This window comes from Corynebacterium maris DSM 45190 (genome assembly GCF_000442645.1).
In the GTDB taxonomy this organism is placed as follows: Bacteria; Actinomycetota; Actinomycetes; order Mycobacteriales; family Mycobacteriaceae; genus Corynebacterium; species Corynebacterium maris.
On the sequence record NC_021915.1, the window covers coordinates 2177999 to 2191790 of the forward strand.

15 protein-coding genes are annotated in these 13792 nt (G+C 67.4%); 6 read left to right on the top strand and 9 right to left on the bottom strand.

From position 1 onward, the window contains the following. Positions 1 to 4: 4 nt before the first annotated feature. From B841_RS10140 to obgE, 3 genes are read right to left on the bottom strand one after another with little or no spacing between them, the layout of a single operon-like run. Positions 5 to 922, bottom strand: coding sequence for a D-isomer specific 2-hydroxyacid dehydrogenase family protein (locus tag B841_RS10140; protein WP_020935410.1), 918 nt, complete (start codon positions 920 to 922; stop codon positions 5 to 7). A 14-nt stretch (positions 923 to 936) separates the two neighbouring features. Continuing rightward, on the bottom strand, positions 937 to 2151 hold the full coding sequence (proB, locus tag B841_RS10145) for a glutamate 5-kinase (protein ID WP_041631866.1): 1215 nt from the start codon (positions 2149 to 2151) through the stop codon (positions 937 to 939). Positions 2152 to 2181: 30 nt separating this feature from the next. Continuing rightward, positions 2182 to 3696, bottom strand: a complete 1515-nt coding sequence (gene obgE / locus B841_RS10150; protein ID WP_020935412.1) for a GTPase ObgE — start codon at positions 3694 to 3696, stop codon at positions 2182 to 2184. Between the two features lie 105 nt (positions 3697 to 3801). Here obgE and B841_RS10155 point away from each other — a divergent pair, with 105 nt between their 5' ends. After that, positions 3802 to 4560: a hypothetical protein gene (locus B841_RS10155; RefSeq protein WP_020935413.1), complete on the top strand. Its 759-nt coding sequence runs from the start codon at positions 3802 to 3804 to the stop codon at positions 4558 to 4560. A gap of 183 nt (positions 4561 to 4743) precedes the next feature. Here the strand turns inward: B841_RS10155 and rpmA are convergent, their stop codons facing one another. The 3 genes from rpmA to B841_RS10170 all read right to left on the bottom strand — a co-directional run bounded on the left by rpmA (position 4744) and on the right by B841_RS10170 (position 8632). Beyond that, positions 4744 to 5028, bottom strand: coding sequence for a 50S ribosomal protein L27 (rpmA, locus tag B841_RS10160; protein ID WP_020935414.1), 285 nt, complete (start codon positions 5026 to 5028; stop codon positions 4744 to 4746). Between the two features lie 37 nt (positions 5029 to 5065). Next, complete coding sequence (rplU, locus tag B841_RS10165) at positions 5066 to 5371, bottom strand: 50S ribosomal protein L21 (RefSeq protein ID WP_020935415.1); 306 nt, start codon at positions 5369 to 5371, stop codon at positions 5066 to 5068. Positions 5372 to 5578: 207 nt separating this feature from the next. Further along, positions 5579 to 8632 carry a translation initiation factor IF-2 N-terminal domain-containing protein gene (locus B841_RS10170; RefSeq protein ID WP_041632305.1) on the bottom strand — a complete coding sequence of 1018 codons (3054 nt, stop codon included), beginning with the start codon at positions 8630 to 8632 and terminating at the stop codon, positions 5579 to 5581. A 390-nt stretch (positions 8633 to 9022) separates the two neighbouring features. On the opposite strand from B841_RS10170, the gene B841_RS10175 reads away from it, so the two are divergent. Continuing rightward, on the top strand, positions 9023 to 9766 hold the full coding sequence (locus B841_RS10175; protein ID WP_156844787.1) for a hypothetical protein: 744 nt from the start codon (positions 9023 to 9025) through the stop codon (positions 9764 to 9766). Between the two features lie 65 nt (positions 9767 to 9831). Here the strand turns inward: B841_RS10175 and B841_RS13445 are convergent, their stop codons facing one another. The 3 genes from B841_RS13445 to B841_RS10190 form a co-directional block, all read right to left on the bottom strand. Beyond that, on the bottom strand, positions 9832 to 10422 hold the full coding sequence (locus tag B841_RS13445) for a TetR/AcrR family transcriptional regulator (protein ID WP_020935418.1): 591 nt from the start codon (positions 10420 to 10422) through the stop codon (positions 9832 to 9834). A gap of 151 nt (positions 10423 to 10573) precedes the next feature. Further along, positions 10574 to 10984, bottom strand: a complete 411-nt coding sequence (gene ndk, locus B841_RS10185) for a nucleoside-diphosphate kinase (protein ID WP_020935419.1) — start codon at positions 10982 to 10984, stop codon at positions 10574 to 10576. A gap of 49 nt (positions 10985 to 11033) precedes the next feature. Continuing rightward, the gene (locus B841_RS10190) at positions 11034 to 11342 is read right to left on the bottom strand and encodes a hypothetical protein (protein WP_020935420.1); all 309 of its coding nucleotides are present in this window, start codon (positions 11340 to 11342) and stop codon (positions 11034 to 11036) included. A 39-nt stretch (positions 11343 to 11381) separates the two neighbouring features. On the opposite strand from B841_RS10190, the gene B841_RS10195 reads away from it, so the two are divergent. The 4 genes from B841_RS10195 to B841_RS10210 are packed head-to-tail and all read left to right on the top strand — an operon-like array spanning position 11382 to position 13730. Continuing rightward, positions 11382 to 12410: a pirin family protein gene (locus tag B841_RS10195; RefSeq protein WP_020935421.1), complete on the top strand. Its 1029-nt coding sequence runs from the start codon at positions 11382 to 11384 to the stop codon at positions 12408 to 12410. Further along, the gene (locus tag B841_RS10200; protein ID WP_020935422.1) at positions 12407 to 12745 is read left to right on the top strand and encodes a GNAT family N-acetyltransferase; all 339 of its coding nucleotides are present in this window, start codon (positions 12407 to 12409) and stop codon (positions 12743 to 12745) included. Before B841_RS10195 ends, B841_RS10200 begins: the two co-directional genes overlap by 4 nt. A 15-nt stretch (positions 12746 to 12760) precedes the next feature. Beyond that, on the top strand, positions 12761 to 13231 hold the full coding sequence (locus tag B841_RS10205; protein WP_020935423.1) for a carboxymuconolactone decarboxylase family protein: 471 nt from the start codon (positions 12761 to 12763) through the stop codon (positions 13229 to 13231). A gap of 31 nt (positions 13232 to 13262) precedes the next feature. Beyond that, a complete protein-coding gene (locus tag B841_RS10210; protein ID WP_020935424.1) occupies positions 13263 to 13730 on the top strand; it encodes a carboxymuconolactone decarboxylase family protein in 468 nt (155 codons plus the stop codon). Positions 13731 to 13792: the final 62 nt, after the last annotated feature.

Below are 13792 nucleotides of genomic sequence, written 5' to 3' on the forward strand. Positions count from 1 at the left end.
GGAGTCAGTACCCCGCTTCCACGTCGACCTCGGTGGGCATGCGTTCGCCGGCTTCGAAGGCCGCGGCGTTGTCCACGATCTGCGGCGCGATCATCTTCCGCGCGATGCGGGCGGTGGCGGCGATGTGCGGGGTGATCGTGGCGTTCGGCAGCTCCCACAGCGGGTGGCCCTCCGGCAGCGGTTCCGGCTCGGTGACGTCCATGGCGGCGCCGGCGATGACGCCGTCGCGCAGCGCGTCGACCAGGTCGTCGGTGACCACCAGCTGGCCGCGGCCGACGTTGACCACCACGGCGTTGGGCTTCATCTTGCCCAGCACCTCGGCGTCGATCACGCCGCGCGTCTCGTCGGTCAGCGGCATGGTCAGGACGAAGGCGTCCGCCTCGCCCCACACGTGCTCCGCCCGGTCAATGGCGAAGGTCTCGTCGGCGCCGTCGACGTCGTCGCCGGAGCGGTTGACCGCAATGATCTTCACGCCGAAGGGGCGCAGCATCGGGATCATGGCCTTGGCGATGCCACCTGCCCCGATCAGCGCGACGGTGCGGCCGGAAAACAGCCAGCCCTGCTTCTCGTCGGCCTCCCAGCGGATGTCGAAGCTTCCCGCTTGTGTGACGGCCTTGACCTGGTGCAGCTGGGCCAGCAGCAACGCCATCGCGATCTCCGCGACGGGAGTGCCGTAGACGCCGGCCGAATTCGCCCAGCGCACATTGGGTTTGATGGTGCCGCTGCCGATCAGATGCTCGACGCCGGTGAACACGTGCTGCACGAAACCGATGTTCTCCGGCAACGGGTCCGGGAAGTGCCGCGGCCCACCGTTGAAGATGAGAAAATCCGCGTCTTCGATCCGGTCGACGAATTCGTGGCCGGCGGCCGCGACCTCGTCGACGACGTTGTCCCAGGGGGCGGGGTACATGGTGAATTTCATGCACCCCACCCTACCTAGAGGCGGGTGGCGTAGTTGGAGAGGTAATCGGCGTGCACAACCGGGCGGCGGCGGTTCGCCGGCAGGTCCTTGCTGCGCTTGCCCACCATGTCGATCAGGATCTCGGAGTCGTAGTTGACTTCGCCGCGGCCCAGGACCTCCCCGTCCGGGCCGACGATGTCGACGATGTCGCCGCGCTTGAAGTCGCCGGAGATGGAAGTGATGCCGATCGGCAGCAGTGAGGTGCCGCCGGAAGTCACCGCCTCGACGGCGCCGGCGTCCAGGCGCAGCACGCCCTCCGCGTCGGCGGCGTAGAGCGCCCAGAACTTCCAGGCGTTGAGGCGGCGCTCCGGGCGCGGATGGAACACGGTGCCCACGGAGGCGTCCGCCAAGGCGGGGCCGATGTTCGACGACGACGTCAACAGCACCGGCACACCGGAACGCGAGGCCAATCGGGCGGCGGAGACCTTCGTCGCCATGCCGCCGGTGCCCAGCTTGCCGCCGTCGCCGGCGGCCACGCCCGCGAGGTCGTGGCCGGTGCGGACTTCTTCCACGAACTTGGCGCCCGGCTCAGCCGGGTTGCGGTCGAAGAGCCCGTCGACGTCGGACAGCAGGTACAACGCGTCCGCGCCGGTCAGGGCGGCCACGATCGCGGCGAGGCGGTCGTTGTCGCCGAAGCGCATTTCCGAGGTCGCCACCGTGTCGTTTTCGTTGACGATCGGGATGATGCGCAACTGGATCAGCTTCTCCAGGGTGCGCTGCGCGTTACGGGTGCGGTCGCGGCGGCCCGCGTCGCTGGCGGTCAGCAGGACCTGGCCGATGGTGCGGTGGAAACGGGCGAAGGAACGGCCCCACTCGGCGGCCAGATGAACCTGACCGACGGTGGCGGCGGCCTGCTTGACCGCCAGCTCCGTCGGTCGGGTCTTCAGCCCGATTGGAGCCATGCCGGCGGAAACGGCGCCCGAGGACACGACGATGATGTCGCTTCCTGCGGCCATGCGCGCCTGCAGGGCGTCCACGAAAGCGTCGATCTTCTCGGAGTCGACGCCCTTCTCCGGATCCGTCACGGAGGAGGAGCCGAGCTTGATGACAATGCGTTTCGCCCTCGCGATGTCATCCCGTAGCGGCGAACTGTGACCGAAAGCGGGCCCCTCAGCCGCTGCCAACGGCTGCGGGAATTCGGCCCCCAGCATTGGGCTGGTGTCGTACGGAGTGCGAGGTAGTGAATCCATGTCCTAGTTTCGTCTAGAGGTCAGGTCTCTCTAGCCTTGCCAGCGATCGCGATCCGCGACCTCCCCATCACCGAAGTCGTATTCGTCGATCAAGCCGCGGCGTGCCTGGGAGGCACGCTTGCGCTCTGCTGCGGAGGCGCGGTCAGTGCCCATGAGTCGGGCGTCGCTCCCACGGCTGGCCAGAGTCGGGTCGCCCGCAAGGGACGGTTCCCACTCGAAGGATATATCGCCGATGGTGACTGTTGCACCTTCCTGGGCCCCGGCCTTGCGTAATTGGTCCTCCACACCCGCCTTTGCGAGCCGGTCTGCGAGGTAGCCGACGGCCTCGTCGTTCTCGAAATCCGTCTGATTGATCCAGCGCTCGATCTTTTCGCCCTCGACGATGAAGGCTCCGGGAGCCTCCGGATCCTCGGAAACCGTGAAGTGCGCGTGCTTCCCCCGCTTGGGGGAAGAGACGGCCTTCGGGCGGATGATCGTGTGCTCTGCGTCGGGTCGCTGCCGCGGTCGCTTGCGGCGGGCTTCCTTGACCACCTCGAGCAATTTGTACACCAACGGGTCGAGCCCCTGACGCGCGACGGCGGAGATGATGAACACCGGCCAGCCGAACTGCTCCTCGAGGTCTTCCTTGAAAAACTCCGCCAACTCCCGGGCCTCCGGGACGTCGGCCTTGTTCAGCACGATGATGCGCGGGCGGTCCCGGAGATCGCCCAGGCCGATGTCGTCGCTCAGCTCCGACTGGTAGTCGGCCAACTCGTGTTCCAGCGCCTCGATGTCGCTGACCGGGTCACGGCCCGGCTCGATCGAGGCCGTGTCCACCACGTGCACGAGCACGGCGGTGCGCTCGATGTGACGCAAAAAGTCCAGGCCCAGGCCCTTGCCTTGCGACGCCCCCGGGATCAGGCCGGGCACGTCGGCGATGGTGAAACTCTCGTGTCCGACGTTGACCACGCCGAGGTTCGGCGCGAGCGTGGTGAACGGGTAGTCCGCGATCTTCGGCTTCGCGGCGGAGAGCACGGAGATCAGCGAGGACTTGCCCGCCGACGGGAAACCGACCAGGCCGACGTCCGCCATGGACTTCAGCTCGAGGGTCAGGTCGATTTCCTCGCCCGGCTCCCCCTTGAGGGCGAAGCCGGGGGCCTTGCGGTTGATGTTGGCCAGGGCGGCGTTGCCCAGGCCGCCGAAGCCGCCCTGGGCCGCGATGAAGCGGGTGCCGGGCACGGTCAGGTCCGCGAGCACCTCCCCCTTGCGGTCGAGCACCACAGTGCCCACGGGGATCTCGAGGATGAGGTCTTCGCCGCGGGCGCCGCTGCGGTTGTCGCCCCCGCCGTTGTCGCCGCGCTCGGCCTTGATGTGCGGGCGGAAATGAAAGTCGAGGAGGGTGTGGACTTGGTTGGAGACTTCCAGGATGACGTCGCCGCCGTGGCCGCCGTTGCCGCCGTCGGGGCCGCCGAGCGGCTTGAACTTCTCGCGGTGGACGGACACGCAGCCGTGGCCGCCGTCTCCTGCTGACAGATGCAGCACGGCGCGGTCTACGAACTGGGCCATAATTTTTCCTTCACAGGGGTAGATAAGACTAAGAAAATGGTAGCACCGGTAGGCTATCTAACATTAAAGCCGGTTTTAACGGAACCAAATAGGATTGTGGTGCATATGAGCTACGACTTCATCATCTTCACGCCCGACGTCAACCAGCACGGCACTCCCGTCCTGGTCGGCGAAAACGCCTGGCAGCGCCTACGCTTCCGCGTCGATGCCGCCGAGGTCACCGCCGACGACCGCTTGATCGCGTTGCGGGACGCCGTCAACGCCGGCGAACGGCCCGCCGGAGTCGCACTCGCCGACGGCGCGGTCCGCCTCACCGGCGACCGATGCCTGTTGATCGCGGTGGACGAATCCTCCGTCAACGCCACCGGCCAGTGGTTGTCCGCGCTGAGCCTGAGCAATCACCTCGGACTGGCGTCCGCCACGGACAAGGCGGTGATCTTCTGCGGCGACGAGACCGACGAATTCACCACCGAGACCGCCGACATCGAGATGCCCACGTTTTCCCGGGCGGAGTTGCCACACCTGTTGGACGCGGTGCGCAAGGCCCAGGTCGACGCGCACGCCGACCACGGCAAACAGGACTTCGCCGAGGATTTCCTCATCGTCGGGATGGATGAGAAACCGGAATACTACGTGCAAGCAGTCTACCGTCCCGAACAGGAGTCCTGGCAAGTCGAGTACCGCCTCGGCGCGCAGAGCCGCCACTACTTGGCGACGGTGCGGGAGCAGGAGGAAGTGCGGCAGATCTTCTTCGACTGGGTCACCCGCGACACCGCCTACCAGACCCGCCACGACTGGCGGCTGCTGGAATTCCCCGAGGCCGTCATCGACTACAGCCAGCACAACGAGGAGCGGGGGCTCTAGGAGCTCCGCCTCCCAGGATGACGTAGCTTGTGATCACGTCCGTGGGGAGCGCCTCCGCGTGGCCGGCGAACTGTCTGGCACGCGCAGGATTCATGCAGAAAACACTGAAACCCGCTCCTCACCTGCACGGCGAGAAACGGGTTTCAGTGTCAACGTCTTTATCCCGACGTCAGGGAGAAGCCCTTAAACGGTGGCTGCCTCAGCCTCGGCCGGAACCTCGGCCGGGACGATGTTGACCACGCGACGGTTGCGCTTGATCGCGAACTGCACGGCGCCATCTGCGAGAGCGTACAGGGTGTCGTCGCCGCCACGGCCGACGTTCTCACCCGGGTGGAACTTGGTGCCGCGCTGACGGACGATGATTCCGCCGGCCTTGACCTGCTGGCCGCCGAAACGCTTCACGCCAAGGCGCTTGGCCTCGGAGTCACGGCCGTTGCTGGAGCTGGATGCGCCCTTCTTAGTTGCCATGGGATGTCCCTCCTTCTACCTTTCTTTAGCCTGCAGACTACTTGATGCCGTTGATCTTGAGAACCGTCACGGGCTGACGGTGTCCCAGGCGACGCTTGTAGCCGGTCTTGTTCTTGTACTTCATGATGTCGATCTTCTTGCCACGTGCGTGTTCGACGATTTCGGCGTCGACCTGCACGTTGGAAAGTTCATCGGACTTCGACTTGATATCGGCACCGTCGACGAGCAGAACGGGGGTGAGAGCCACGGACGATCCCGGCTCACCCTCGATCTTCTCGACCTTGACGAGGTCACCTTCGGCAACCTTGTACTGCTTGCCGCCGGTCTTGACGATCGCGTACATAGGAGGGTTACCCCTTATCTATACTCGGCTCAGCCCCCAGACTGAACCGGGCGCTGAATGGACAATGTGTTCATTCCTGCGTTTCAAAGGGCGCGGGCAACCACAGATCGGGACCCGCGCACTCTCTTTAAAACAGCGACTGTCAAAGAATACCGTGAAAGGGACGGTTTCTCCAAACCGCCCCCGGTTCCGATCATGTCTCCGGGGCTACTGGCGCCCTGAACCCGACGAGCGCCTGCGGGTCGCGCGTCGGCGTCCGCGCCCGCCGCCCGATTGCTTCGCAGCGGCCGGGGCCTGAGCGGGACGCTCGGCCCCGCCCGTCTCCTTCTGCTTCGTCGGCTGCTCCTGCTGCTGCGGCACGACGCTCTTGCGCACCGCGCGTCGGCGGCCCCGCCGGCCCGGCGAGGCCTGGACCGCGGCCTTCTGCGGGGCCTGCTTCTGCGCGACCTGCTTTTCCGGCGCCGGCTCCTGCCGCTGTTCCTGCTTCTGCTCCGATCGGCGGGTGTCCTCGCGGGGCGTGTCCTGAAAGTCTTGCCGCTTGGGGCGGTGATCGGAGCGCGAGTTGCCGCGGGTGCGGCGACGCCGGCGCGGGGAGGCCTCAAACTCGGCGACCGCCTGCTGGAACGTCTTCTCTCCCGTTCCGCTGGTCTCGGCGACGTAATCGGCGTCCGACGGTTCTTCGGGATCAGCTTGGGTCGCGGCGTCGATCGCAGCAGAGACGATGGCGTCGACCTCGCTCAGCGTGTCCTCCTGCGGCGTTTGCGCGTCGTGGTCCTGCCGTTGGCGGTCATCGCCGGAACGACCCCGGCCGCGACCGCGGCCGCGTCCGCCACGGCGACGCGAGGAGGACTTGCCGGAGCGTTCTTCCCGCTCGGTGTCTTCCGCCTGCTCGCCACCGGAGACCACGGCTGCGGCGATCTGCTCGAAGGTTTCCGCGTCTGTGCCCGCGTGTTTGCCGGTTTCCCGTTCCTCGCGCTTGGGTGCGGTCTTTTTCGTCTGCTCTTTCCGCTCTTCGCGCTTGGACTGCGAACGAGAGCCCTTGCCCCGGTTGTGACGTCCCCCGTGGTCGTGCTCGTGGTGCTCGACCGGGTCCTCGTGCAGGATCAGTCCTCGTCCGCCGCAGTGCTCGCAGTCGGTGGAGAAGGTTTCCAGCAGTCCGGTGCCCAGGCGCTTACGCGTCATCTGCACCAGCCCGAGGGAAGTGACCTCGGAGACCTGGTGGCGGGTGCGGTCGCGGCCGAGCGCCTCCTTGAGGCGGCGCAGGACGAGGTCCTGGTTTTCCGGCAGGACCATGTCGATGAAGTCGACGACGATCATGCCGCCCAGATCGCGCAACCGCATCTGGCGGACGATCTCCTCGGCCGCCTCGAGGTTGTTGCGGGTGACGGTCTCTTCGAGGTTGCCGCCCGAGCCGGTGAACTTGCCGGTGTTGACGTCGACGACGGTCATCGCCTCGGTGCGGTCGATGACCAGCGAGCCGCCGGACGGCAGCCACACCTTGCGGTGCAGGGCCTTTTCCAGCTGCTCGTCGATCCGGTAGTGGGCGAAGGCGTCCTGGTCGTCGTGGTCGCGACGGTCATAGCGCACGAGGCGGTCCACCAGGTCCGGGGCCACCGACTTCACGTAGGCCGACACCGTGTTCCAGGAACGCTTGCCGTCGACGACCAAGTGGGTGAAGTCTTCGTTGAACAGATCGCGCACGACCTTGATCAACATGTCCGGCTCCTCGTACAGGGTGACCGGCTGGGCGCCCTTGGACGCCTTCTCCTTCTCCGCGCGACGCTGTACGTCCTCCCACAGCGCGTGCAGGCGGTCGACGTCGGCGCCGATGGCCTCCTCGGGCACGTTCTCCGCGGCGGTGCGGATGATCGCCCCGCCCTGCCCCGGGATGACGCGGCCCAAGATGTCCTTGAGGCGCTTGCGCTCGGGGGCGGGCAGCTTGCGGGAGATGCCCGCGGACCTTCCGCCCGGCACGTAGACGAGGTAGCGGCCGGCCAAAGAGATCTGGGTGGTCAGGCGGGCGCCCTTGTGCCCCATCGGGTCCTTGGACACCTGCACCAGCACCTGGTCGCCGGACTTCAGCGCCTGCTCGATGCGACGGCTGCGACCGCCCAGGCCCGCGGCTTTCCAGTCCACTTCGCTGGCGTAGAGCACGCCGTTGCGGCCGGTGCCGATGTCGATGAACGCGGCCTCCATGCTCGGCAGCACGTTCTGCACCCGGCCGAGGTAGATGTTGCCGATGATCGACGCCTGCGCGTCCGAGGTGACGAAGTGCTCGACGAGCAGGTCGTCCTCCAGCACCCCGACCTGGGTAACCAGGCCCGGGTGCTCCGGGTCCTCCACCCGGTGACGTTCGCGCACGACCATGGTGCGCTCGACGGATTCCCGGCGCGCGAGGAATTCCGCCTGGGAGACGACGCGCTTCTGCTTGCGGCCGGCCTCGCGCATTTCGTTGCGGCGGCGTCGCTGCGACTCCAGACGGGTCGAGCCCTTCAGTGCGACGGGTTCGGTCGGCAGGTCCGCTTCTTCCTCTTGCCGGGTCTCGTCGACCTGGTCGGCGGGCGCGGCGGGCTCAGTGGGCTCGGTTTGTGCGGTCGTCTCCGCCGGGGCGGCGGCCCGGGTGCTGCGGCGGGCGCGGCGGCGTGAGCTCGCCGGCGAACGCTTCGCCGGGGTCGCGTCGTCTTCGTCTTGGTCGTCGCGGTCCTTGGAGCGGGTGGGCGTGTCTGCCGCCGGGGCCACGAAGAGCGGGGCGTAGGCCGCGGCGGCGGGCTTGTCTTCCGGCGCCGGGGTGATCTCGGGGGTGACGTCTTCGAGGGGTTCGTCGCTGTGGGCGTCCTCGACGGCGTCGGCGAGGTCGGCGTCGACCTTGGCTTCGATCTGGTGGATTTCGTTTTCGACGTTCTTGCGCACGCGGGTGCGGATTTTTTGTTCCGGCTCCGCTTGCTCCGCGGGTTCGGCGGTGTCTTCCTGAGCGGCCGGGGCCTGCTCCGGTTCCGCGGCGGGCGGGGTGGGGTCGACGCCCGCCAGGTGATCGAGGACGCGGCCGGCCTCCTCGCGGGAGAGCGCCGACTGCGCGACCTTGACCAAGCCCACGGCGTCGAGGGCGACGATGAGCTCCTTGGAGGTCATGCCCAGCTGCTTGGCCAGGGCGTGCACCCGGGTCTTCTCGGCGAGGGCGGCGCGGTCGAGGCTAGTCGCCGACTCGGCCGGGGAGGTGGTGGGCTGGGCGGGCGCGGCGGTTTTCTTCGCCGTCTTCTTCACGCTTTTCTTGGTGGTTTTCTTCGTGGTCTTTTTGGCCGCCGGGGCGGTCTTCTTCACCGTTTTGCGGGTGGTCTTGCGGGTTGCGCGGCGCTTCGGCGTCGGCGTCGATTCCTTGTCGTTGTCGTCGTGTGCGTCAGTGGTGTCGTTCGTCGCCACAGGTGAAACTCCCGTCGTTGATATGGCCGATCCGCTCTCCTCGAGGCCTCCGGGCGCTGGCGGGCATGTCCTGACGTGCCCGCCGCCGCCGTCGCGGAGCGCCCCGGGAGTGTGGGGCCATGATGTCTGCAATTATGTGAGTGAAATCTTGCGCTGTTTCCGCACCCGCGCCTTCTGCGGCAAAGGGGACGACAGCTGCCCTCCATTGTGACACACCGGTTAAGGTACTCGGCGATGAGTAGTGTCAGCGTGTACCGGCGGCGGAACATCATTTCGTGGCCGCACGCCACCGCGGTGGCCGCCCCCATGGCCCTCGGCGTGGCGCTCAGCCGCTTTCTGGACTTCGGCGGATGGGAAGTGCTGATCGCCGTCGTGTGCGTCGTCGCGTCGTTGATCGTGCTGGGCCCGCGCCTGCGGACCGGGATGCGACTCGACGATCACCGCCCCGGCGACTATCCGCCGCATTACGCGGCGGTGCCGGTGCTCGGCTGGGCGGGCAGTCTGGTGGCCTCCGCCCCGGTGTTCGACGTCATCGACGAACGCATCTTCGCCAGTCCGCTGGTCGGGTGGCTCTCCGCGGCGGGGTTGGCCGCGGGCCTGACCGTGTTCGGGGCGTGGAGTGTGCGCCGGGTGGAGGGCCGTGACGCCCGCGTGGGGCAACGGCGGGCCCGCGCCATTGTGGCCTCCACCGACATTTCAGAGGTCACCGAGGCCCGGCTGGAAGCATTCGAGCGGCACGGGGACTTGGTCGCCACCCTGGCCGGGGTCGGCGCCATCGACGGGGTGCAGGTGCGCGCCTGGAAGCTCGCGCAGTTGACGGGCACGTCGGTGGAGGAGGTGACGGCCGCGGGCCGGGAACTGGCGGAGCTGGGGCTGGTCCGCATCGCCAACATCGGGCTGGATTCGGCCACCCGGCACTGGTGGCTGTCCCTGAGCGAGGTGGGTGTGCGGGTGGGCGCCGAACTTCCGCGGCGGTGATCCCGCACTCCGTGCACTATGCGCGCGCATAGTGGATACGTCGGACATAAGGGCCCCCTCCCCTCTCACCCCGGCTGCTTTTCCAGCAGGTCGACGAGGGCGCCGCGCACCGACGCGAGCACGTCCTCGCGTTGTTCGACCACGGCCACCAGGACGGCGCCGCCGATGCGGGCGTTGACGCTGCTTTCCTCGACGCCGGGATACCCGGCTGCGTCGAGCAGCACGCGGAAATCCAAGTAGAGATCGCAGCGCACTCCGTCGAGCGCCGCGCGGAGCGGCTCGGACTCCCGGATGCCGTCGAGCATGATCGCCAGCCAGTCCGTCAGCATGTCCCCGGTGGGCTCCTCGCCGACCATGATCCGCAGGAGCAGGTCCGCAGTGGCTTCCGGCGGAAGTGGGGCGCGCACCTCGCGCAGAATCGTTTCTGCGTCTCGTCGTCGACGACGCCCCAACTCTGCGACGGCGGTGACCAGCAGGTCTTCGCGGGTGTTGTAGTAGTAGCCGATGGATCCCACCGGTACTTGTGCGCGGGCGGCGACCTGACGGTGGGTCACCCCCGGCACGCCCTTTTCAAACATCAGCGCGACGGCGGCGTCGAGAATCTGCCTCTTTTTCTCAACCGCGCGGGCTTGCTGCGCACGACGCACAACGGTCATGTCCAACCCTTAAGCGACAAACTCATGCATAACAACTTATTTGAATGGGGGGCGGCATGCAATTCCCGTTTCTTCCCCATGCCTCGGACGAACACGAAAAGACGACGCCGCCGCACCCTTGTCCAGGGAGCGGCGGCGCAACACGTCGTGCCTAGAGGTTGGGGAACCAGATGGAGATCTCGCGCTCGGCGGACTCCGGGGAGTCCGAACCGTGGACGACGTTCTCGCCGACGGTCAGAGCGAAGTCACCGCGGATGGTTCCCGGGGTGGCCTTGGACACCGGGTCGGTGCCGCCGGCCAGCTGACGCCACGCCTCGATGGCGCGCTCGCCCTCGACGATGCCCGCCACCAGCGGAGCGGAGGTGATGAAGTCGACGAGCTCACCGAAGAACGGCTTATCCTTGTGCTCCTCGTAGTGTTTCTCCGCAGTCTCGCGGTCAGTGGTGCGCAGGTCCAGAGCGGTCAGCTTCAGGCCCTTGCGCTCGATGCGGGCGATGATCTCGCCGACGTGGCCGTTCTTGACGCCGTCCGGCTTGATGAGGATGAGAGTGCGTTCAGTCATGGACAAGACTCTACCCAATTCTTTTCCCGACAGTGCGCCGAGGTCCGGCTCACTTCACCCCACGCACGACCGCGCCCGCGTCCTCGGTGCTCGCGTAGCGAAACCACAGCTGCACCTGCCGGATCGCGCCGGCGTGGTTGCCCTCGGATTTCATCCGGCGGACCGTCTCCGTCTGTTCCTCGTCCAGCACGATCGGCTCCGGTTCATGGTTCTTCGCGGTCACCACGAACCCGAGCGCCAAAAAGATTCCGGCCACGACGATGGCGACGACGGCCGTCCAGGTGGGCTGGCCCAGCACACGCAGGGCGATGGCCACCACCGAGAAGACCGCGGCGAGCGAGAAATAGAGGATGCGCATGGCCCGCCAGTCTAATCGCCGCGCGGGTAGCGTGGGGCCATGTCGAACACCGAGCCCGCCCCCAGCGAAATCGATCTCGCCACGACCGCGCCCGTCTGCGCCGACGGGGCCAAGGTGGAGATCATCACCGCCCGCGCCGTCCCCCTCGGCGGCCCGCGCGCCATGACCGTGCACCGCACCCTGCCGCAACGCCAGCGCTCCACTATCGGCGCCTGGTGCTTCGTCGACCATTACGGCCCCGACGACGTCAGCGACACCGGCGGTATGGACGTGGCCCCGCACCCGCACACCGGATTGCAGACCGTCAGTTGGCTGTTCGAGGGCGACGTCACCCACCACGATTCGGGCGACCACCACGCCGTCGTCAAGCCCGGCGAGGTCAACCTCATGACCGCGGGCGCCGGCATCTGCCACTCGGAGGTGTCCACCCAATCCACGACCATTCTGCACGGCGTGCAGTTGTGGACCGTGCTGCCGGACTCCGCCCGCCACGGCGAACGCCGCTTCGACCACCACGCCCCCGCACCCGTCGCCTTCGACGGCGGCGAGGCGCTGGTGTTCATCGGCGAGCTGCTGGGCTATTCCTCCCCCATCCCCGCCTTCACCCCGCTCGTCGGCGCGGAGCTGCGGCTGGACCCGGGCGCCGTCCTCGAGCTCGACGTCGACCCCGACTTCGAACACGGCCTGCTCGTCGACGCCGGCGAAATCGACCTCGAGGGCGTCGCCGTCGCGCCCCGCGAACTGGCCTACACCGGCGTCGGCGAAACCCGCCTGCGCATCCGCAACAACGGCGCCGACCGCGCCCGGCTGGTGTTCATCGGCGGCGAGCCCTTCACCGAAGACGTGGTCATGTGGTGGAACTTCATCGGCCGCGACCACGATGAAATCGTCCAGTTCCGCGAGGAATGGGAAAACCACGCCGAGCGCTTCGGCGTCACCCGCGGTTACGTCTCCCACGACGCCGACGGCCTGGACCGCCTGCCCGCCCCCGGCTTCCCCAACGCCCGCATCCGCCCCCGCGTCAGCCCCGACCCGGTCGCCCGCCCGGAATTGAGGACCGAATCATGAGCCTGAGCGACACACTCGGCAACCCCGTGGACGTCCGCCCACAGGGGCAGTCCTTCCATATCACCTACGCCGACGACGAAGTCGCCGGTCGCGCCGACTTCCGCGACACAGACGGCGAACGCCTCTTCTTCCACACCGAAGTCGAAGAACAGTACGGCGGCCGTGGGCTGGCGTCCACGCTCCTCGACGCCGCCCTGGCCGCCACCGCCGCCGACGGCCTGACCGTCGTGGCCGTCTGCCCGTTCGTGAAAGCCCGCCTGGAGAAAGACGCCGGGCCCGTCACCTGGCGTAAACCCTCCCCCGATGACCTGACCTGGCTGCGCCGACACCTCTGACATCAGGAGAACCCCATGACTGATTCCACCCCGAGCTACGGCCCCTACCTGGACAAGTTTTTCCCCGAGGTCTACAAGTCCCTCAACAAAGTCTCCGGTCAGGTGCGCAAGATTTACCCCGACGTGGACCTGTCCACCGCCCTGATCGAGCTGATCAGCGTGCGCGCCAGCCAGCTCAACGGCTGCGCCGCCTGCCTGTCCATCCACGTGCCCGCCGCCCGACGCGCCGGCGTGAGCGAGACCAAGCTGCAGGTGTTGCCCGCCTGGCGGGAGGTCGACGTCTTCGACGCGCAGGAAAAGGCCGCGCTCGAGCTCTGCGAGGAACTGACCCTGTTGCCGCCGGGGCGTCGTCACGCGGACGCCGCCGTGCGTGCCTGCGAGCACTTCGCGGAGGAGCAGGTCGCCGCCCTGGAGTGGGCGATCATCCTCATCAACACCTACAACCGCATTTCGATTGCCTCGGGACATCCGCCGCTGACGCGATGAGCGGGGCACCCAAAACAGGAAGGATCACTTCATGACTGACCAGAACACCCCCGTTGGCCCGCAGCTCGACCAGGAGCTTCGCGACGTCTTCCTGGCGCAAGACAAGGCCGCCTCCCTGCTGGGCAAGAAATACGCCGAGGTGGAGCTGCCCGAGGCGCTCGTGGAGCTGACGATGGTGCACGCGAGCCAGCTCAACGGCTGCGCGGCGTGCTTGACGACACACGTGCCGGCCGCCCGTAAGGCCGGGGTGCCGCAGGAAAAGCTGGACGTGCTGCCCGCCTGGCGCGAGGTCGACGTCTTCGACGCACAGGAAAAGGCCGCGCTCGAGCTCTGCGAGGCGTTGACTCTGCTGCCGCGGGGCAGGCGCCACGCCGACGCCCCGGTGCAGGCCGCCGAGCACTTCACCGACGGGCAGTTAGTCGCCCTGGAGTGGGCGATCATCATGATCAACACGTATAACCGCATCTCGATCGCCTCGGGCCACGGCCCCACCGGGTGACGGGGTGGCTGGGCCTTAAATACACGAGGCGCCGCACGGAGAATGATCCGTGCGGCGCGTTG

Excerpts from the sequence above, each read along its gene's own strand:
- B841_RS10140 (WP_020935410.1), bottom strand. The coding sequence starts at position 922 with ATGAAATTCACCATGTACCCCGCCCCCTGGGACAACGTCGTCGACGAG.
- B841_RS13445 (WP_020935418.1), bottom strand. The coding sequence starts at position 10,422 with ATGACCGTTGTGCGTCGTGCGCAGCAAGCCCGCGCGGTTGAGAAAAAG.
- rplU (WP_020935415.1), bottom strand. The coding sequence starts at position 5,371 with ATGTACGCGATCGTCAAGACCGGCGGCAAGCAGTACAAGGTTGCCGAA.
- B841_RS10190 (WP_020935420.1), bottom strand. The coding sequence starts at position 11,342 with ATGCGCATCCTCTATTTCTCGCTCGCCGCGGTCTTCTCGGTGGTGGCC.
- B841_RS10155 (WP_020935413.1), top strand. The coding sequence starts at position 3,802 with ATGAGCTACGACTTCATCATCTTCACGCCCGACGTCAACCAGCACGGC.
- B841_RS10205 (WP_020935423.1), top strand. The coding sequence starts at position 12,761 with ATGACTGATTCCACCCCGAGCTACGGCCCCTACCTGGACAAGTTTTTC.
- B841_RS10175 (WP_156844787.1), top strand. The coding sequence starts at position 9,023 with ATGAGTAGTGTCAGCGTGTACCGGCGGCGGAACATCATTTCGTGGCCG.
- obgE (WP_020935412.1), bottom strand. The coding sequence starts at position 3,696 with ATGGCCCAGTTCGTAGACCGCGCCGTGCTGCATCTGTCAGCAGGAGAC.
- B841_RS10210 (WP_020935424.1), top strand. The coding sequence starts at position 13,263 with ATGACTGACCAGAACACCCCCGTTGGCCCGCAGCTCGACCAGGAGCTT.
- rpmA (WP_020935414.1), bottom strand. The coding sequence starts at position 5,028 with ATGGCAACTAAGAAGGGCGCATCCAGCTCCAGCAACGGCCGTGACTCC.
- ndk (WP_020935419.1), bottom strand. The coding sequence starts at position 10,984 with ATGACTGAACGCACTCTCATCCTCATCAAGCCGGACGGCGTCAAGAAC.
- proB (WP_041631866.1), bottom strand. The coding sequence starts at position 2,151 with ATGGATTCACTACCTCGCACTCCGTACGACACCAGCCCAATGCTGGGG.
- B841_RS10195 (WP_020935421.1), top strand. The coding sequence starts at position 11,382 with ATGTCGAACACCGAGCCCGCCCCCAGCGAAATCGATCTCGCCACGACC.
- B841_RS10200 (WP_020935422.1), top strand. The coding sequence starts at position 12,407 with ATGAGCCTGAGCGACACACTCGGCAACCCCGTGGACGTCCGCCCACAG.